Annotated in this window: 12 protein-coding genes and 1 pseudogene; 6 read left to right on the top strand and 7 right to left on the bottom strand. The window is 61.3% G+C overall.

What is annotated here, in order from left to right:
• The 3 genes from J3P90_RS14620 to J3P90_RS14610 form a co-directional block, all read right to left on the bottom strand.
• Positions 1–1,011, bottom strand: a complete 1,011-nt coding sequence (locus tag J3P90_RS14620) for a sugar kinase (RefSeq protein WP_434674944.1) — start codon at positions 1,009–1,011, stop codon at positions 1–3.
• On the bottom strand, positions 1,004–1,786 hold the full coding sequence (locus J3P90_RS14615; RefSeq protein ID WP_434674943.1) for a sugar phosphate isomerase/epimerase family protein: 783 nt from the start codon (positions 1,784–1,786) through the stop codon (positions 1,004–1,006). The genes J3P90_RS14620 and J3P90_RS14615 overlap by 8 nt, the downstream gene beginning before the upstream one ends.
• A gap of 157 nt (positions 1,787–1,943) precedes the next feature.
• A complete protein-coding gene (locus J3P90_RS14610) occupies positions 1,944–2,969 on the bottom strand; it encodes a LacI family DNA-binding transcriptional regulator (protein WP_434674942.1) in 1,026 nt (341 codons plus the stop codon).
• A 243-nt stretch (positions 2,970–3,212) separates the two neighbouring features.
• Here J3P90_RS14610 and J3P90_RS14605 point away from each other — a divergent pair, with 243 nt between their 5' ends.
• On the top strand, positions 3,213–5,363 hold the full coding sequence (locus tag J3P90_RS14605) for a WG repeat-containing protein (RefSeq protein ID WP_434674941.1): 2,151 nt from the start codon (positions 3,213–3,215) through the stop codon (positions 5,361–5,363).
• 171 nt (positions 5,364–5,534) lie between these two features.
• Here J3P90_RS14605 and J3P90_RS14600 read toward each other — a convergent pair whose 3' ends face one another.
• Entirely contained in the window at positions 5,535–5,888 is a 354-nt protein-coding gene (locus J3P90_RS14600; protein WP_434611154.1) for a hypothetical protein, read from the bottom strand.
• 476 nt (positions 5,889–6,364) lie between these two features.
• Between J3P90_RS14600 and J3P90_RS14595 the strand changes: the two genes are divergently transcribed.
• On the top strand, positions 6,365–11,233 hold the full coding sequence (locus J3P90_RS14595; RefSeq protein WP_420766522.1) for an NAD-glutamate dehydrogenase: 4,869 nt from the start codon (positions 6,365–6,367) through the stop codon (positions 11,231–11,233).
• Positions 11,234–11,461: 228 nt separating this feature from the next.
• Here J3P90_RS14595 and J3P90_RS14590 read toward each other — a convergent pair.
• Positions 11,462–11,797: pseudogene (locus tag J3P90_RS14590) on the bottom strand (hypothetical protein).
• A 505-nt stretch (positions 11,798–12,302) separates the two neighbouring features.
• On the opposite strand from J3P90_RS14590, the gene J3P90_RS14585 reads away from it, so the two are divergent.
• The 4 genes from J3P90_RS14585 to J3P90_RS14570 all read left to right on the top strand — a co-directional run bounded on the left by J3P90_RS14585 (position 12,303) and on the right by J3P90_RS14570 (position 17,151).
• Complete coding sequence (locus J3P90_RS14585; protein WP_434611162.1) at positions 12,303–12,848, top strand: TRAP transporter small permease; 546 nt, start codon at positions 12,303–12,305, stop codon at positions 12,846–12,848.
• Complete coding sequence (locus J3P90_RS14580; protein ID WP_420766519.1) at positions 12,845–14,125, top strand: TRAP transporter large permease subunit; 1,281 nt, start codon at positions 12,845–12,847, stop codon at positions 14,123–14,125. Before J3P90_RS14585 ends, J3P90_RS14580 begins: the two co-directional genes overlap by 4 nt.
• A 52-nt stretch (positions 14,126–14,177) precedes the next feature.
• On the top strand, positions 14,178–15,197 hold the full coding sequence (locus J3P90_RS14575) for a TRAP transporter substrate-binding protein (RefSeq protein ID WP_420766518.1): 1,020 nt from the start codon (positions 14,178–14,180) through the stop codon (positions 15,195–15,197).
• A 283-nt stretch (positions 15,198–15,480) separates the two neighbouring features.
• The gene (locus J3P90_RS14570; protein WP_434611164.1) at positions 15,481–17,151 is read left to right on the top strand and encodes a BCCT family transporter; all 1,671 of its coding nucleotides are present in this window, start codon (positions 15,481–15,483) and stop codon (positions 17,149–17,151) included.
• A gap of 39 nt (positions 17,152–17,190) precedes the next feature.
• On the opposite strand, the gene J3P90_RS14565 is transcribed toward J3P90_RS14570, so the two are convergent.
• Positions 17,191–17,910 carry a 3'-5' exonuclease gene (locus J3P90_RS14565; RefSeq protein ID WP_434674940.1) on the bottom strand — a complete coding sequence of 240 codons (720 nt, stop codon included), beginning with the start codon at positions 17,908–17,910 and terminating at the stop codon, positions 17,191–17,193.
• Positions 17,907–19,784 (bottom strand): DUF294 nucleotidyltransferase-like domain-containing protein, encoded by a 1,878-nt coding sequence (locus J3P90_RS14560; protein ID WP_434563804.1) that lies wholly within the window; start codon positions 19,782–19,784, stop codon positions 17,907–17,909. Before J3P90_RS14560 ends, J3P90_RS14565 begins: the two co-directional genes overlap by 4 nt.
• Between the last annotated feature and the right edge of the window lie 63 nt (positions 19,785–19,847).

Raw genomic sequence — 19,847 nt, 5'->3', positions numbered from 1 at the left:
TCAATCGCGAGCGAGCTCGCTTCCACAGGGGTAACTCGAATCTTTGTGGGAGCGAGCTTGCTCGCGATGGGCGGTTTCAAATTCAGCCGACAATTCCAGGCGCGTCGGCAGCCCTTCCATGTCTCCACGGTTCTGCACCGCGCGGCTGCCAATCCAGTTCGCCCGCCGTACCGCCTCGGTGATGTCGCGGCCTTCGAGCAATGCGCTGATCAGGCCGACGGCGAAGCCATCCCCGGCGCCCACGGTGTCCACCACCCGGGCCACCGGCACGCCGGCGATGAATCCCTGGTCACGCGAGGTGCGGTAATAAGCGCCGTCCGGGCCGAGCTTGATCACCACGGCTTCGGCGCCCTGGTCCAGGTAGAACGCGGCGATGTCGGCCGGGTCGTCAAAACCGGTCAACAACCGACCTTCACCGAGGCCGGGCAAGACCCAGTGGGCGAGGGCGGCGTGGCGATTGATCTCATTGATCATCGTCGCTTCGCTGGACCACAGGCTCGGGCGCAGGTTGGGGTCGAACGACAGGCTGCGGCCGGCCTCGCGCATGCGGGTCATCAATTCGAAGGACATCGCCCGTGCAGTCACAGACAGCGCTGGCACGATACCGGTGGCATGCAAATGACGGGCGGCGAGCAATGGCGGTGCGATGGAGTCCACGGACAAGTGACTGGCCGCCGCACCACGCCGGAAATATTCGACTTGCGGGTCGCTGCCATCGTCGGTACGGGACTTGAGCTGGAACCCGGTGGGGTGCGCCGGATCAACCGCCACGTGACGGCAATCCAGGCCTTCCTTTTCCAGCGTCTGCACCACGAAACGGCCCAGGGAGTCGGCGCCGACCCGACTGAGCCACGCGACTTGAAAACCCAGCCGCGACAAGCCGATGGCCACATTGCTGTCGGCCCCGGCGATGCGTTTGTGGAACTGGTTGACGGCCGCCAGGTCGCCGGTCTCGTCGGCCACCAGCATGGCCATGGTTTCACCGAACGACAGCACATCGATCTCAGACATGAGTGGCCTCCCGGCGCGATTGCCCCAGGCGGGACAGGGTGGCGACATGTTCAGCGGTCAGTTGCAGCAGGTCATCGCCTTCTAGCGGGTACTCGGCGGCGCGCATCACGCCGACCGGCATGTGCTTGAGCAATTGCTCCCACAGATGCAGGTCGGTCGCGGCTGGCGGCACCGCGACCAGCTTGCCATCGGCGCGTCGGGCCACGGCCTTGCAATGCACATATGCCACGTGCCGTCCGAGTTGCCGGGCGGCCACGGTGGCTGATTGGTCCTGCCATTGCCAGTTGCCGATGTCGAAGGTCATGCCGATGGGTACCCCGCGTTCTTCCACCGCCGCGAAGAAGCGTTGCAAGGGCTCGATCCGCCCGCCTTGCAAGGTCTGGTCGTTTTCCACCAGCAGTTGCACCGGGCTTGCCGATAGGGCATCCGCCAGGGCTGATACATCGTGGGAGTCAGTGAAGTGGCCGAGGGAAACCTTCAGCCAAGCCGAGCCGAACGCTTCGCAACGTTGCAGGGTGGACGACAGGGCGGGATTGGGCCTGGGCTGGCCGGGGAGCCAGAGTTCGATCGGCGATGAAAAGATACTTTCCAACCCCTGGGCCCGCGCCCCAGCGGCCAGTTCGGCGGGTTGTTCGGTAGTGAGCAGCTCTTCGCGCCATTCGATGCGCGACGCGCCGGCGGCGGCCAGCAGGGCGATGAAGCTGCCTTGACCATGCTGGCGTACGAGGTCGGCGCCGTAACTGGAGAGGCTGATTGAAACGGCTGGTTTGGTCATTGTTGTTGTACCTCTGAAACCGGTTTCAGTTTTGGTCAAAAAAATTATGGAATGTGTTTGAGGGCCTCATCGCGAGCAGGCTCCCTCCCACAAGGGATCTTCAGTGCGACGCAAGTCCAGTGTGGGAGCGAGCCTGCTCGCGATGGGGCCAGCCCGATCACCGAAAGACTCCAAGCGTCGACCCACGCTCAATCAACCGCGCCGAGAAATCCAAGGTCTGCACCGGCCCGTTATCGCCGCGCAGACGCTTGAGCAGGCATTCGAACGCGCGGGCGCCGATTTCAGCGGTGGGTTGGGCGAGGGCGGTAATGCCGCTGCCCACCAAGGGATACCAGTCCAGGTCATCGAGGGCGATCAAACCGATATCGTCGAACAAGTGGCAACCCAAATCGCGTAATGCCTGGGTCGCAGCCAGCGCGGCGATACCGTTAGCGCAAAACAACGCCTTGGGGCCACGGTCCGGCTGGGCGAGAAAGGTCTTGATGCGCGGGAGCAGTTCATCGCAGGTTTCCACCACGGCGCCGGCCAGGGCAGGGCGTCGTTCGATGCTGGCCTTGAAACTGTCGACCCGCTCGATCCGCGAACTGGTGCCATCGTACGGCTCGGTGACCAACAGCAGGTCGCGGTAGCCGCGCTGTTCGAGGTGATCGAGGGCCATCTCGACGGCGGCCGGGTTGTCCAGCCCGACGAGGTCGGCTTCGAGTCGATCGACCTTGCGATCCACCAGCACCATGGGCATCTCGCTGCGCAGTTCGACCAGCTCATCGCGGTGATGACCCAGCGTGTTCACAATCAGCCCTTCGACGTTATAGGCGCGCAGCAGCGCCAGGTGTTGGCGCTCCTGCTCATCGTCGCGGTCGGTGTTGCACACCACCAGGCTGTAGCCGTAGCGCCGGCAGGCGGTTTCCACGCCATGCATCACGGCAATCGAATAGGGGTTGCGGATATCGGCCATGAGCATGCCGATCAGGCGCGTGCGCCCGCGCTTGAGGCCGCGGGCCATCTGGTTCGGCCGATAGCCCAGCTCGCTGATCGCCTGCTCGATGCGCCGGGCGATGGCTTCCGAGAGCAGGGCGCGGTCCTCGCCAATGAAACGCGAGACACTGGCCTTGGAGACCCCAGCGCGTTCGGCGACGTCGAGCATGGTCACGCGGCTGCGCTGGGCGGCGGAGAAAGAATTCACGGATTGAAACCTGCTTTTTAGATTTATTGAGGCTCTGAAACCGGTTTCAGGAAACACCAGAACTCATTCGGTCGTCAAGGGCGGCGCGTCACAGGTACGACCGACGGTGCTTCGCACCACTCGGACAGACGCGACGATCCAAGCAGGCCTTCAACAGAACCGGGCCAGCCAGGCGATTTGCAGCGCGCCAGGCCGTGTGGTTAGCTGCCTGCCTTTCCCAGCCCTTAGACTACCAAAGCCACTATGAACTTTACCCAGCCTCGTTTGAGATTGCTGTCGATACTGAGTGTGGCCCTGTTGGTGGTGGGTTGTGCGTCCTTCTATTGGCTTCGCCACGGCGGTGCGCCGGTCGATGAAGGTTTCGGCGCCGAAGAACTGAATGAAGGGGGCATCGAGGACATCAGCGCGCTGGCGCCGTCCGAGGTGCAGAAGCGCCTTAATTACTTGATCCAGGATACCGGTGAAACCCTCAGGTCCCTGGAGCGGCTCAGTGACGTGCAATTGAGCCTGACCCACTCGACGAGCGAGCCTGCCGGCGAGCAGCCGTTGCAATACGAGTCGCTGTTTGTTCCGTACACCAGCGCGCAGTTGAAAGCTGAATTGGCGTCGATCCAAGGCCTGCGTTTTGCCCAGAGGCTGTTTGCCGATGGTTCTGAGGTGCGGCTCGATACCAGCACGCTTGATCCGCTCTGGAAGCGCGCCGCCATGCCGGATGAGCCGACGGCCGAGCAGTATCTGCCGCAGCGCTTGGTTTTTCGCGATGGCAGCGAAAAAACCTTCGCCGAGTTCAAGGCGCCGCCCAAGGTCGAGTCCGAGGACATGATCGCGTCTCATGATGCCTTCGCACTTGCGGTGAACAAACCGCTGGCGAGTCTGGGTCTGACGGTCGCTTACCGCAGTTATCCCGCGTTCCGGAAAGTGGTGCTGGATAAGGATCAGCCGAAAGTGACCCTGGACGGCCAGTCCTTCCAGCTCATGGCCCTGGGTGATGGCAGCGCCTCCGTGCGCTTGAGTACGCCGAAACTATCGACTTTCGTGGTGCAGGGGCTGGACGATAAGGGCAGGGCGCTCTACAGCAACGGGAACAGCTCCCGGGCGTTCCCCTCCGATGGCGACATCGCGGCGTTGCACGACTATTACAACGCGCTGCTACAGACCAAGGACGACTTCAAGCAGCTCAAGACCGGCCAGGCGGTGCAACAGCAGTTGGAACGCCTGAGCGAGGCGCTGGCCGCTCAGGCGGGGCCATTGAAAAACACCGAGGTCGACTATCGATTTGAAGCCACCCCGCAACGTATCGTCATCCATGTGCTCGACCCGATGGAGGACTACACCGTTGAGTTCACCCAGGTCGACAACGTCCTGGCAGCTCAGGCGCGGTACATCGCCTTGGACCGCAAGGCCGAGCGCTATGGCTTCATCGACCAGACCGGCCAGTGGCTGATCAAGCCCCGTTGGGTGCAGGTACAAGATACCCAGGTAGCCGATACCTACACGTTGTTTTTTCCGGAGAAGCCCAGCGACCCAGAGTCGCAGTGGCAGGCGTTGCGCAGCCAGCTGGCCTATTTCCCCGCCGGTAGCAACAAGCTTGTCGACCTGCCGTTCGAACACATCACCGAGGCGCTGAGCGATGGCCTGCTGCTGGTGGAGCGTGAAACCAACGGTCCTTATGGGCTCTACGATGCCAGGCATCATCGGTTCGTGTTGCCGATGAAATTCGTCAACCCCACCGTAACGGACAGCCTGTTCATTGCCCGTATTGGCAAGCGAACTGATCTCATGGAAGGCCTGTACGGCGCTTATACCCTGGACGGCAAGGAGATCCTGCCGACGCAATTCTCGGGCATCGAGCACAGCGCGGGTCTGCTCTACGCCAGCTCCGCCGATAGGAGTCGTGAGGATGTTTTCGACCTGGAAGGTAGACGGATCAACCTTCAGGGCTACAACGTGATTGGTCGGTTCGCGGGGCAGCAGCCGCTGCTGGTGCAGGACACCAAAAGCAGGAAGTTCGCTTTTATCGATCGCCAGGGCGCGCGGCTACCGATCAAGTTGCCCTATGACGAAGTGACGCCGTTCTCCAACGGTATGGCGGTGGTGGGACGTGATGGCAGCTACGGTGCCATCGACCTGGCGGGGCGGTTGAGAGTGCCGCTGGATTACGACCAGATCAACGCGTTTCAGACCCGTTATGCAGCGGCGATCCGGGCCGGTGGGGGTACCTCGTTGGTCTTGATCAGTCAGGAAAACAAACTGTTCAAGGAACTCGGTTCGTACACCAGCATGAAAGTGCCGGAGAACGGCAACGAGGCCCGTTATTACGTGAGGGATCGGAATAACATTGACGAGTACCTGGTCTATGACGCCGATGGCAATCTGGTGCAGAACGACGAATAACAGCTGACGCACTGATCTTGTGGCGAGGGGATTTATCCCCGTTGGGCTGCGAAGCAGCCCTAAAGCAGTGAACTCAATCCTCCTGGCGCACCGAGTTGCCTGGTTTGGGGGCCGCTTCGCAGCCCAGCGGGGATAAATCCCCTCGCCACAGAGGTGCGGTCGCCTTGGGCGTCAGAGCTGGCTTATATAGGTCCCCGTGCCCCTGAGGATGTTCTGCAAGGTCAGCTCCACTTCCGCCACGTCCGTCACCTTGGGATCGAAGGTTATTTCCAGCACATCATCGCCATTGAGCGCATCGGCGTCCGTCGCGGCGATTTCGATTTTCAGCAGGGTCGGGCTGAGGATGACCTTGACGCCGTCCAGCGTCGAGGGCTCGCCGTCCAGGGTTATCTCCAGTTCGTCTTCGTCCGGATAGCGCGTCATCAGGAACATTTCGCCCTGGGCGCTGTGGCAGCAGAGCATGGCCATGTTGTCTTCTTCGTCATCGCATGGGTTGGCGATCAGCAGGGCGGTGGTCATTTGCATGGGAAGGCTCCTGGCTCCGATGAGCCTTGCGGGGGCAAAAACGGGATTCTGCCAGTCCCGGCGAATTTCTGCTGGATTACCACCGCAGGGTGCCGTTTGGCCCTGGGACTGCTAGGGTCTGTATGAAATGTGCTCGCGCACATTTCATACACAGCCTAGGGTTGTTCGATGCCTGGCGAGCGGGGGAGCTAGCCGATGACCGAATATGTCGCAGCGCTGCAAGCAGGCACGTTGTCGCACTCGTTAAGCTGCGCAACGGATGTGTACCTGCAAAGAGCATCGCGGAGTGTTTTTTGCAGGTGGTCATTACGTTGCAATTAGGTGAGAAAAGGATGTGACCCGCGGGTCGCGTCCAGCTTCACCCACCTGTCATCCTGTTTCCTCTGCCCGAGAATCAGGAACGGGATGGCCGACGGCCCCGAAAGGGGCTGCACGCGACGCTTTCATCAATAACAAGCCCAAGCGGAGTACCACAGATGGCGTTCTTCACCGCAGCCAGCAAAGCCGACTTCCAGCATCAACTGCAAGCGGCACTGGCGCAGCACATCAGTGAACAGGCACTGCCACAAGTGGCGCTGTTCGCTGAACAATTTTTCGGCATCATTTCCCTCGATGAACTCACCCAGCGCCGGTTGTCCGACCTCGCCGGCTGCACCCTGTCCGCTTGGCGCCTGCTTGAGCGCTTCGACCACGCGCAACCGCAGGTGCGCGTCTATAACCCCGATTACGAACGCCACGGCTGGCAATCGACCCACACCGCCGTCGAAGTGCTGCACCATGACCTGCCGTTCCTGGTGGATTCGGTCCGCACCGAGCTGAACCGTCGCGGCTACAGCATCCATACCCTGCAAACCACCGTCCTGAGCGTGCGTCGCGGCAGCAAGGGCGAGTTGCTGGAGATCCTGCCGAAGGGCACCCAGGGCGACGACGTGCTGCAAGAGTCGCTGATGTACCTGGAAATCGACCGCTGCGCCAACGCCGCCGAACTCAACGTCCTGAGCAAGGAGCTTGAGCAGGTGCTGGGCGAAGTGCGCGTCGCCGTGGCTGATTTCGAGCCGATGAAAGCCAAGGTGCAGGAAATCCTCGCGAGCCTGGACAACAGCGCCTACGCCACCGACGCCGACGAAAAGGCCGAGATCAAGAGCTTCCTGGAATGGTTGGTGGGTAACCACTTCACGTTCCTGGGCTATGAAGAGTTCGTGGTTCGCGACGAAGCCGATGGCGGTCACATCGAGTACGACCCCGAGTCCTTCCTCGGCCTGACCAAATTGCTGCGCGCCGGCCTGACCGCCGAAGACCTGCGCATCGAAGACTACGCCGTCAACTACCTGCGCGAACCGACCCTGCTGTCGTTCGCCAAGGCCGCGCACCCGAGCCGCGTACACCGTCCGGCCTACCCGGACTACGTATCGATCCGCGAGATCGACGCCAACGGCAAGGTCGTCAAGGAATGCCGCTTCATGGGCCTTTACACCTCCTCGGTGTATGGCGAGAGCGTGCGGGTCATTCCGTACATCCGCCGCAAGGTCGAAGAAATCGAACGTCGCTCGGGCTTCCAGGCCAAGGCGCACCTGGGCAAGGAACTGGCCCAGGTGGTTGAAGTGCTGCCCCGCGACGACCTGTTCCAGACCCCGGTGGACGAGCTGTTCAGCACCGTCATGTCGATCGTGCAGATCCAGGAACGCAACAAGATTCGCGTTTTCCTGCGCAAGGACCCGTACGGCCGTTTCTGCTACTGCCTGGCCTACGTGCCCCGTGACATCTACTCCACCGAAGTTCGCCAGAAGATCCAGCAAGTGCTGATGGATCGCCTGAAAGCCTCGGACTGCGAGTTCTGGACCTTCTTCTCCGAATCCGTGTTGGCCCGTGTGCAGTTAATCCTGCGCGTCGATCCGAAGAACCGCATCGACATCGACCCGCTGCTGCTGGAAAAAGAAGTCGTGCAGGCCTGCCGCAGTTGGAAGGACGACTACGCCAGCCTGGTCATCGAGAGCTTCGGCGAAGCCCAGGGCACCAACGTGCTGTCGGATTTCCCGAAAGGCTTCCCGGCCGGCTACCGCGAGCGCTTTGCCGCGCACTCCGCCGTGGTGGACATGCAACACCTGCTGAGCCTGAGTGAAACCAACCCGCTGGTGATGAGCTTCTACCAACCGTTGGGCCAGGTCTCCGGCCAGCGTGAGCTGCATTGCAAGCTGTATCACGCCGACACGCCGTTGGCGTTGTCCGACGTGCTGCCGATCCTGGAAAACCTCGGCCTGCGCGTGCTGGGCGAGTTCCCGTACCGCCTGCGCCACACCAATGGCCGCGAGTTCTGGATCCATGATTTCGCCTTCACCGCCGCCGAAGGCCTGGACCTCGACATCCAGCAACTCAACGACACCTTGCAGGACGCGTTCGTCCACATCGTGCGTGGTGATGCCGAGAACGATGCGTTCAACCGCCTGGTGCTGACCGCCGGCCTGCCATGGCGCGACGTGGCGTTGCTACGTGCCTACGCCCGCTACCTGAAACAGATCCGCCTGGGCTTCGACCTCGGCTACATCGCCAGTACCCTGAATAACCACACCGACATCGCTCGCGAATTGACCCGGTTGTTCAAGACCCGTTTCTACCTGGCGCGCAAGCTCAGCGGCGACGACCTGGAAGACAAGCAACTGCGTCTGGAGCAAGCGATCCTCTCGGCCCTGGACGAGGTGCAGGTACTCAACGAAGACCGCATCCTGCGTCGCTATCTGGACCTGATCAAGGCCACCTTGCGGACCAACTTCTACCAGACCGACGCCAACGGCCAGAACAAGTCGTACTTCAGCTTCAAGTTCAACCCGCACCTGATTCCGGAACTGCCGAAGCCGGTGCCGAAGTTCGAAATCTTCGTCTACTCGCCACGGGTCGAAGGCGTGCACCTGCGCTTCGGCAACGTTGCCCGTGGCGGTCTGCGCTGGTCGGATCGTGAAGAAGACTACCGCACCGAAGTGCTGGGCCTGGTAAAAGCCCAGCAAGTGAAGAACTCGGTGATCGTGCCGGTGGGCGCCAAGGGCGGTTTCCTGCCGCGTCGCCTGCCATTGGGCGGCAGCCGGGACGAGATCGCGGCCGAGGGCATCGCCTGCTACCGCATCTTCATTTCGGGCCTGTTGGACATCACCGACAACCTGAAGGACGGCGCGCTGGTACCGCCGGCCAACGTTGTGCGGCATGACGACGATGACCCGTACCTGGTGGTCGCGGCGGACAAGGGCACCGCAACCTTCTCCGACATCGCCAACGGCATCGCCATCGACTACGGCTTCTGGTTGGGCGATGCGTTCGCCTCCGGCGGTTCGGCCGGCTACGACCACAAGAAAATGGGCATCACCGCCAAGGGCGCGTGGGTCGGCGTGCAGCGCCACTTCCGCGAGCGCGGCATCAACGTCCAGCAAGACAGCATCACCGTGGTGGGCGTCGGCGACATGGCCGGCGACGTGTTCGGCAACGGCTTGTTGATGTCCGACAAGCTGCAACTGGTCGCGGCTTTCAACCACCTGCACATCTTCATCGACCCGAACCCAGAGCCTGCCAGCAGCTTTGCCGAACGCAAGCGTCTGTTCGAGCTGCCGCGTTCGGCCTGGACCGACTACGACACCAGCATCATGTCCGAGGGCGGCGGCATCTTCTCGCGCAGCGCGAAGAGCATCGCGATCTCGCCGCAGATGAAAGAGCGCTTCGACATCAAGGCCGACAAACTGACCCCGACCGAACTGCTGAACGCCTTGCTCAAGGCGCCGGTGGACCTGTTGTGGAACGGCGGTATCGGCACTTACGTCAAGGCCAGCACCGAAAGCCACGCCGATGTCGGCGACAAGGCCAACGATGCACTGCGCGTGAACGGCAACGAATTGCGCTGCAAGGTGGTGGGCGAGGGCGGTAACCTGGGCATGACCCAACTGGGTCGCGTCGAGTTCGGCCTCAATGGCGGCGCCACCAACACCGACTTCATCGACAACGCCGGTGGCGTGGACTGCTCCGACCACGAAGTGAACATCAAGATCCTGCTCAACGAAGTGGTGCAGGCCGGCGACATGACCGACAAGCAGCGCAACCAGTTGCTGGCGAGCATGACCGACGAAGTCGGTGGCCTGGTGTTGGGCAACAACTACAAGCAGACCCAGGCCTTGTCCCTGGCGGCACGCCGCGCCTTCGTGCGGATCGCCGAGTACAAGCGCTTGATGAACGACCTGGAAGCCCGTGGCAAGCTGGACCGCGCCATCGAGTTCCTGCCGACCGAAGAACAACTGGCCGAACGTGTCGCGGCGGGCCACGGCCTGACCCGTGCCGAACTGTCGGTGCTGATCTCTTACAGCAAGATCGACCTCAAGGAAGCGCTGCTCAACTCCCTGGTGCCGGACGACGATTACCTGACCCGTGACATGGAGACGGCTTTCCCGCCAACGCTGGTGAGCAAGTTCTCCGAGGCCATGCGTCGCCATCGCCTGAAGCGCGAGATTGTCAGCACCCAGATCGCCAACGACCTGGTCAACCACATGGGCATCACCTTCGTCCAGCGGTTGAAAGAGTCGACGGGCATGAGCCCGGCGAACGTGGCGGGTGCTTATGTGATCGTGCGGGATATCTTCCATCTCCCACACTGGTTCCGCCAGATCGAAGCCCTGGACCACCAGGTTTCCGCCGACGTGCAGCTGGAGCTGATGGATGAGCTGATGCGCCTGGGTCGTCGCGCCACGCGTTGGTTCCTGCGCAGCCGCCGCAACGAGCAGAACGCTGCCCGTGACGTCGCTCACTTCGGTCCTCACCTGGCGGCGTTGGGCCTCAAGCTCGACGAACTGTTGGAAGGCCCGACCCGCGAAGGTTGGCAGACTCGCTACCAGGCCTACGTGGCGGCCGGCGTGCCGGAACTGCTGGCGCGCATGGTTGCCGGTACTACGCACCTGTACACCTTGTTGCCGATCATCGAGGCGTCCGACGTCACCGGCCAGAACGCCGCCGACGTGGCCAAGGCTTACTTCGCCGTGGGCAGCGCGCTTGACATCACCTGGTACCTGCAGCAAATCAGTGCCTTGCCGGTTGAAAACAACTGGCAGGCCCTGGCCCGTGAAGCGTTCCGCGATGACATCGACTGGCAGCAACGGGCGATCACCATCTCGGTCCTGCAGGAAGGTGACGGTAGCCAGGACGTGGAAACCCGCCTGGCGCTGTGGCTCGAGCAGCATCGTGAAATGGTCGAGCGCTGGCGCGCCATGCTGGTGGACATCCGTGCCGCCAGCGGCACCGACTACGCCATGTATGCGGTGGCCAACCGCGAGCTGCTGGACCTGGCGCTGAGTGGTCAGGCGGTCGTGACGGCCAACTGATTCACCGTTGAATAAAAAGCCCCGCATCGAGAGATGCGGGGCTTTTTTATGGGTGATGTTCCAGCCCATGAAGGCCAGAAAGCTCTTGTGGCGAGGGGATTTATCCCCGCTGGGCTGCGCAGCAGACCCAAATCAGGCAGCTCGGTGGGCCTGTAAGACAGAGGCGAAGGCTTTAGGGCTGCTGCGCAGCCCAGCGGGGATAAATCCCCTCGCCACAGAAAAGCGCTCTCAGACAGGGCTGCGTTCACGCAGCTCCTGCAACCGATCAGCCCCGCCTTCGGCTACGCGATTCTCGATCAGGCGATCGGAGCCGCCTTCGGCTACGCGATTCTCGATCAGGCGATCGGAGCCGCCTTCGGCTACGCGATTCTAGATCAGGCGATCGGAGCCGCCTTCGGCTACGCGATTCTCGATCAGGCGATCCGATCCACCTTCGGCCAACTGATGTGCAGCCTGTTCGTAAGACGACGGTGCGCTTTTGGCCGCGGCGATGTTCGATAGGCCGACGCCGCCAACCAGGGTCAGGGCGATTGCCAGGGACGAGAGTTTCGAGAAGTTGATCATGGTAGTTCTCCTTGCGCTTGATTGAGTGGGCCAGTGCAGCGGGTGTGTGCTGCTGTCCGGTGTGTGCAGTTAAGCGCCCGGGTGTATCGAGGATGTGTGCCGCAAAGGACCGAAATCGGCGGATTCGTATCAATCGGCTGCTCCTATACAGACCGATACAAAACGCCTTCGGAAAATCCCTCGCCCAACCGGGAGGCTGCGGGGCGCCTCGCAACGGTGACCGATAATCGCACGGTAGTTCCGCCTGGATCGGTCAACCGGTCAAGCAAGGTTATTGACCGGATTAACTGGGTAGTACATTTTAGCGGTCACCCAGCCTTGCCATGTCCAGGCGAGGCCATAATAAAAACAGAGGATCCCCTCATGCGTGCCCGTCAACCGAACTTGTCCTCATTGCGTACCTCCCTTTGCGGTGCTTTCCGGAATATTCCAGCGTCGATCCGATAGCGCTCGCCCTGTCGCCGGCTACACGGCCGGTGTCTGGATCAACCTGGAGGTGTTCAAGATGACAAAAGTCGTCGATCTGTATTTCAAGCTGCTCAAGTTGCTGATCGTGCTGTGCATGGTCGCGATGATCGTGCTGGTGTTCGGCAATGTAGTGCTGCGCTATGCCTTCAACTCCGGCATCAGTGTGTCGGAGGAACTGTCGCGCTGGTTCTTCGTCTGGATGATTTTTCTAGGTGCCCTCGTGGCGCTCAAGGACCGCGCGCACCTGGGCATGAACAGCCTGGTCAAGCGCTTGCCGCCAGCAGGCAAGCGTGCCTGCCTGGTCATCGGGCATCTGCTGATGCTCTACATTTGCGGACTGATCGTCAGCGGCAGTTGGCAGCAGGCGGTGATCAACCTCAACGTGGTCGCGCCGGCTTCGGGCCTTTCGATGGCGCTGTTCTACGCCGCCGGGCTGGTGTTCGGGGTCAGCGCCACGGCGATCCTGCTGTACGAACTGTACCTGACACTGTTCGGCAAACTGCGGGATGACGATCCTTTGTCAGTCGAGGAAAGCGAAGCCGCCGGCCTCAACCCTGACACCCTCAAGAGTACCCGCCCATGACGTTGGCTATTTTCCTCGGGTCGCTGCTGGGCAGCATGGCGTTGGGTATCCCGATTGCCTTTGCCTTGCTGGTGGTCAGCGTCGCGTTGATGTTTTACCTGGACTTGTTCGACGCGCAGATCATTGCGCAGAATTTGCTCAATGGCGCCGACAGCTTTCCGCTGATGGCCGTGCCGTTCTTCATGCTGGCCGGCGAAGTCATGAATGTCGGCGGGTTATCCAAGCGCATCGTCAACATTGCCATGGCGCTGGTTGGGCATAAGCGCGGCGGCCTGGGTTACGTCGCGATCATTGCCTCCTGCCTGCTGGCCTCGCTTTCCGGTTCGGCGGTGGCCGATGCGGCGGCGTTGGCGGCGTTGCTGGTGCCGATGATGGTGTTGGCGGGGCACAACCGGGGACGTTCGGCCGGGCTGATCGCCGCCGGCAGCACCATTGCGCCAGTGATTCCGCCCAGCATCGGCTTCATCGTTTTTGGCGTGGCGTCCGGCGTGTCGATTTCCAAGCTGTTCCTGGCCGGTATCGTGCCGGGGCTGATGCTCGGCGTCGGGCTGGCCATCGCCTGGTGGTTGATCTCCCGGCGCGAGAACGTCGAGACGGCGCCCAAGCGTTCCCGAGCCGAGGTACTACGCACGTTGCTCGATGGCAGTTGGGCGATGGGCTTGCCGTTGATCATCATCCTGGGCCTCAAGTTCGGCATCTTCACGCCAACGGAGGCAGCAGTGGTCGCGGCAGTCTATTCGCTGTTCGTGTCCCTGGTGATCTACCGGGAGATGAAGATCAGCCAGCTGTACGAAGTGATCCTGTCTTCGGCCAGGACCACCTCGGTGGTGATGCTGCTGGTGGCAGCGGCCATGGTTTCATCGTGGCTGGTGACCATCGCCGACCTGCCGGGCCAGCTGGCGGAACTGCTCGCGCCGTTCATGGACAACCAGACGCTCCTGCTGCTGGTGATGATGGCGTTGATCATCCTGGTCGGTACGGTGATGGACATGACCCCGACCATCCTCATCCTGACGCCGGTATTGATGCCAGCGGTGATCCAGGCGGGGATCGACCCGGTGTATTTCGGCGTGCTGTTTCTGATCAACACTGCGATTGGGTTGATCACGCCGCCCGTGGGCACGGTGCTGAACGTGGTCTGCAGCGTGGCGAAGCTGGAGTTCGAGGAAATAGTCCGGGGGGTCTGGCCGTTCATGATTGCGCAATTTGTGGTGCTGTTGCTGTTGGTGCTGTTTCCGCAACTGGTACTGGGACCGTTGAAATTCTTCACCGGCTGACACCGGTGCTCGCTGGCTCGACCTTTAAAAACAATAACGATCGGAGAGTGACATGGGAAAACTGATGAAAACCTTGCTGGCCGGGGCGTGCGCGACGGGCTTGCTGCTGACCGGCGTGGCCAGCCACGCGGACGAGATCCGTGAGCGGACCTTGCGATTCGCGTTCCAGAACGTCAAGGAACATCCCCAGGGCCAGGGCGCGCAGAAGTTCGCCGACCTGCTCAGTGAAAAGAGCGGCGGCAAGATAAAGGTCCGCCTGTTCCCTGGCGGAACCCTGGGCGGCGACGTGCAAACGGTGTCGGCATTGCAGGGCGGCACCTTGGACATCACCGTGCTCAACTCCGGCATCCTGGCCGCCCAGGCACCGGATTACGCCATGCTCGATTTCCCCTTCCTGTTCAACGACGTCAAGGAGGCCCATGCCGTCATCGATGGGCCGGTCGGGCAGAAACTGGCGGCACAGCTGGACAGCAAGGGGCTGGTAGGGCTGGGTTATTGGGACCTGGGGTTCCGTAACCTGACCAACAGCAAGCACCCGGTGACCAAGCTCGAAGACCTGCAGGGCTTGAAGCTGCGCGTCATCCAGTCACCGATCTACCTGGAAACCTTCTCAGCCCTGGGCGCCAACCCGGTGCCGATGGCGTTCCCCGAGGTGTACACGGGCCTTGAGCAGCACACCATCGACGGCCAGGAAAACCCGTTCACGGTGATCGAGGGCAACAAGTTCTACGAGGTGCAGAAATATCTTTCCGTCACCGGCCACATCTTCAACCCGCAGTCGTTGATCATCAGCCAGAAAACCTGGAACCGCCTCAACGACGACGAAAAGGCAATGATTCGCGCAGCCGCAGCCGAGGCGCAGACCTTCCAGCGTGAAGTCACCGAGACGAGCATGGAAAAAGCCAAGGCGACGCTGGCCGGTGCGATGACCGTCAATGAAATCACCCCGGCCGAGAAAGACCGCTTTCGCGAGCGCGTGAAGCCAGTCGTCGACAAGTTCGCCAAGTCGTTGGACGGGGATCTGGTGAAAATGATGTACGACGAAATCAACAAGGTGCGTGCCGCGCAGTGAGTTGAAGCACCCCCACGGACGGTCCATACGAAGGGCGCCCGGACACTGTCCCGGCGCCCTTCGTTTTGCCTGGGGCGGATGACTTCGATGCGCAACCAGTACGGTGGCGGCGTCTCGTAGGCCCAACCTGATGTCGTTTGTGGAACAGTCATGGCCGGTCGATGTCACAGGCATGCCTCCAGACTTGTTAGGCTATGGCACTTACTCTCGTTTTCACTTGGAACAGCGGGGCTTTTCAGACCATCACGCGCGCGTGCGTGTTGCATAATCAAAGGAGGTTCACGTGGGTAAAGATCCTGTAGACGATCTATCAGGAAAATCCCAGACGCCCGGTACGGAGGGGATACCTGCCCCTAGCGGCGAGGCAAATCTCATCGAAACAGACTACGTCATCGGACAGGACAATTTCCGCGGTGAGTTTTCTTTCTCCCTGGACATCCATGGCAAGGTTTTCCTCATCTCTGCCGCCACCGTTTTGTTGTTCGTCATCGTGACGCTGGCGCTGCAAAATGAAGTCGAGCCGCTTTTCAGCGCCATGCGCGGATGGCTGACCCGGCACCTGGCCTGGTTCTTCATGAGCGCAGGCAATATTTTCGTTCTGTTGTGCCTGGCGTTGATCGTTTCGCCACTGGGCAAGGTGCGATTGGGCGGTCGCGATGCCACGCCCGATCATACCTATGTGGGTTGGTTCTCCATGTTGTTCGCCGCCGGGATGGGCATCGGGCTCATGTTCTACGGCGTAGCGGAGCCCATGTCGCATTATGCCGCCGCGATGGGGGGCGTGACGCTCGATCCCAGCGGGGTACGCACGGACTGGGCCCCCCTCGATGGCGCAGCGGGCGATATGAAAGGCGCTGCGGACCTGGCGATGGCTGCGACGATTTTTCACTGGGGTCTGCATCCCTGGGCCATCTACGCCATCGTGGCGTTGTCCTTGGCCCTGTTCTCGTTCAACAAAGGCTTGCCGCTGTCGATTCGCTCGATTTTCTATCCGTTGCTGGGGGAGCGCGTCTGGGGCTGGCCAGGGCATATCATCGATATCCTGGCGGTGTTCGCGACGCTGTTCGGGCTGGCGACCTCGCTGGGCATCGGTGCCGAGCAGGCCGCGGCGGGGATTGAACATCTGTTCGGCATTCCATCGTCCAACGTCAGCAAAGTGGTACTGATCATCGGTATCACGCTGATTGCCCTGTGGTCGGTTCTGGCCGGGCTGGAGAAGGGCGTCAAGCTGCTCTCGGAAATTAATATGGGCCTGGCGCTCCTGTTGCTGCTCTTCATCATCGTCGTCGGTCCCACCTTGGCCATTCTTACCGGCTTCTTCAAGAACGTGGTGACCTACGCTGAATACCTGCCCGCATTGTCCAATCCTTTCGGCCGTACGGACGCCGAGTTCACCCAGGGCTGGACAGCGTTCTACTGGGCCTGGTGGATCAGCTGGTCGCCCTTTGTAGGCATGTTCATTGCGCGGGTCAGCCGGGGCCGGACCGTCCGGGAATTTCTGATTTCTGTCTTGCTGGTGCCTTCGCTGGTGTCGGTGCTATGGATGACCACTTTTGGCGGGACGGCCATCGACCAGGCCACCTTGCAGGGATTGAGTGGGGTAAAGGATGCAGTGTTGGAACTCAAGCTGTTCGCGATGCTGGAGGCGCTGCCCCTCAAGGAAATTTCCTCGTTGCTGGGCATCGTGCTGGTGATCGTGTTCTTCATCACTTCGTCGGACTCCGGCTCGCTGGTAATCGACACCATCACGGCCGGCGGCAAGGTCGATGCGCCTGTGCCCCAACGGGTTTTCTGGGCGGTCATCGAGGGCGTGATCGCGATTGCGCTGCTGTTGGGTGGGGGGCTGGTCGCCTTGCAGGCCATGGCGGTTTCGACCGGGCTTCCCTTTGCCATCGTTCTGCTGCTGGGCTGTATTTCCCTGGTGAAGGGATTGATGTCAGAACCGCGATCCTGATCGCCTGAAGATTGGCTGGGGCGAGGCGCGCCCCAGCGTTCAATCCCAGAGCTGCCCGACCGCCACGGACGGGCTGTAATGGGTGGCTACCTGCGCTTGCAACAGCTCGGCCGTGGCCAGTGCATCGGTCAATGCATGGTGGGCGTGATAGGTGGGCAGTCGATAACGCAGACGCGTATCGGCCAGCCGGATGGAGGCCGGTGGCCGCCGCAACAGCCGGTCCAGCCAACGGCGACGACCCCTGACCCGCCATGCCTCCAGCTGCATCGTATCAATGACCGGAAACTGCAGGCCCTCTCCAAGGTGACGCCGAAACGCCTCGTCCAGAAAGTCGCGCTCGATGGCCCGGTAATGCACCACCATGATTCGCCCCGCCAATGCTTCCAGCAGGTTGTCCATGATGTCGGGGAATCGAGGGGCATGACGGATGTCGGCATGGGTAATGCGATGGAATGTCACCGACTCATGGGTCAGCGTGGAAGGTTTGATGACCCAGTACATGGCTTCGCCGCAACGTATTCGCTTGAGGGTGAAAGGCATCAGGCCAATGCTGACGATGCTGTCGCTGCGGGCGTTCAAACCAGTGGTTTCCAAGTCCATGGCCAGCAGTTCCACTTGTTCCAACGCGGTCTGGCCGTCGATCACCCCTGTCTGGTAGAAACGCTGCAGCAGGGGATGGCGTGCTTGTCGCGCCAGTTGTTCGAAGCGCGCCGCCCAGTCCGGCATCGTCCGTTCGGTCGCTACTCGTGGGGCGTTCATCGGGATGGCCGGGCGTGACCGGGATAGCGGAAACGCAGGAATTTCTGGGCATTGCTCAACACCTGGAAGGCTTCCTTGAGGTTGTGCCGCTCAGCGGTTGAGAAGCGCTCGGGCTCGATGTAATTATCCGGTTTGCGACCCTGTTCGATGGCATCGACCTGGTGCCTTATGCGCACCATCGACAGGAACTCCAATGCGTAGCGCAGATGCTCGATGGCCTCGGGTGGTACCCATTGCGTTTGGCCGATGGCATCGAGCCGATCGAATGAATTTTGCGCCGTGGTGCCACACGCCAGCGCGTGGATGCGGATCAGGTCGGTGAGGGGCGCCGTGCCACGGCCCTTGAGGTTGATGATCTGTTTTTGTTCCCCATCCGTTTCCATGACAAATGTGCGAAAGAAACCCAGGGGCGGCGTGCGATTCAATGCGTTGCGCGCCATCGCCGCCAGGAAAGCCGGAGTATCCCTGGACTTCTGCGCGCAAAGCGTCTTGAGCGATTCGACCATGTCCAGCGCGCCATAGACCCCGTCCAAGTCAAAAAAGATGCAGCTGTTGAGCAGGGTGGCGGCGTTCGGTTTCTCGATCCACTGGCTGAAATAGCCACGCCACACTCGCAATGGCTGGCGCCACTGGACGTTGGTCGCCATGATCCCGCCCTTGCAGTAGCTGTAGCCGCATTGGGCGAGCCCGTCGCTGACGAACGCAGCCAGCTTGCGAAAGTAATCGTCATGCAGCGCTGGGTCGAAACGATCGTCCAGCACCAGGGCGTTGTCCTGGTCGGTGACAAGCAATTGTTCGTCACGGGCCATCGAGCCCAGCACCATGAAGCAATACGGAACCGGTGGTGGTCCCAGTTCGCGTTCGGCCAGTTCAAGCAGGCGCTGGGTGAAGGCACGACCAATGCCCGAGATGGCGCTGCCGATCATGTGGGCGGTCGCGCCGTCGCGGACCATGCGAATGTAGGTCCCGCGTAGGTCGCGCAGCAATGAGCGAAGACCCTCGACACTGGTCTGGTTGGAAATACTGTTTACCAGGTACAGGCTGCTCTGAGACTCGTGTCGGATGATGTCCGACAGATTGATCAAGCCCAGCGTGCGGCCCTTGTGCATCACCGGAAGGTGATGGATGTTGCTCCTGAGCATGCACAGCATCGCCTCGAACAACGAGTCATCGGCCTGGATGGCCACCGGGTCGATCGACATCACTTCGCCGATGGTGGTTTCGCCGCTGCGGTTGGCGGCCACAACGCGGGTGCGCAGGTCCCGGTCGGTCACGATGCCGAGCATCTGCTCGGGGTGTTTCCCGGCTGGCTCAAGGACCACGACACAGGAAACGCTTCGTTCGGTCATCAACTGTGCGGCTTCCCGGACGCTGGTTTGCGGCGTAACCCAGACCAGATCCCGGGAAATCAATGCACGGGACTTGAGCTGGATCAGCTCGCTCGCACGGCCTTGGGCCTCGACGGCTGACTTGAGCCTGGAATGCCCCTCGGCTTCGACAAAGTCGGCGAAACTGTCGTGCCGCTCGCATAACTGGGCGAATACATCCGCCGGAATGAAATAGATCAGGCTGTCTTCCAAGGCCTTGGCCGGGAAGCGCACCCGGTTGCTGCGCAGCAAGCCCGCCTGGCCAAAGATATCGCCCTCGACCAGCCGGTTGTACAGTTCGCCGCTTCGCCGATAGATCTCGACCGCGCCGCTGCGTACGTAGTGCAGGTCATGAATGGCCGCACCTGCTTCCAGGATCGGGCTTGAGGCCTTGAAATACGCGACTTCGACGCGCCGGGCAATTTCCTCCAGGGTCTCCTGAGGAAGGGCATCGAATGGCGGAAAACGATGAAGGTGCTCACTGATTTCCAGTAATTCGATCTGCATGGGGCCTCGTGACAGTTCTGTTTGAAGGCCCAACATGCCAGACCATGGCGCCGCACACAAACC

This window comes from Pseudomonas sp. D3-10, assembly GCF_051132175.1.
Taxonomy (GTDB): Bacteria; Pseudomonadota; Gammaproteobacteria; order Pseudomonadales; family Pseudomonadaceae; genus Aquipseudomonas.
Note: the sequence above shows the minus strand (reverse complement) of the source record. Positions and strands in the feature narration are given on the sequence as shown.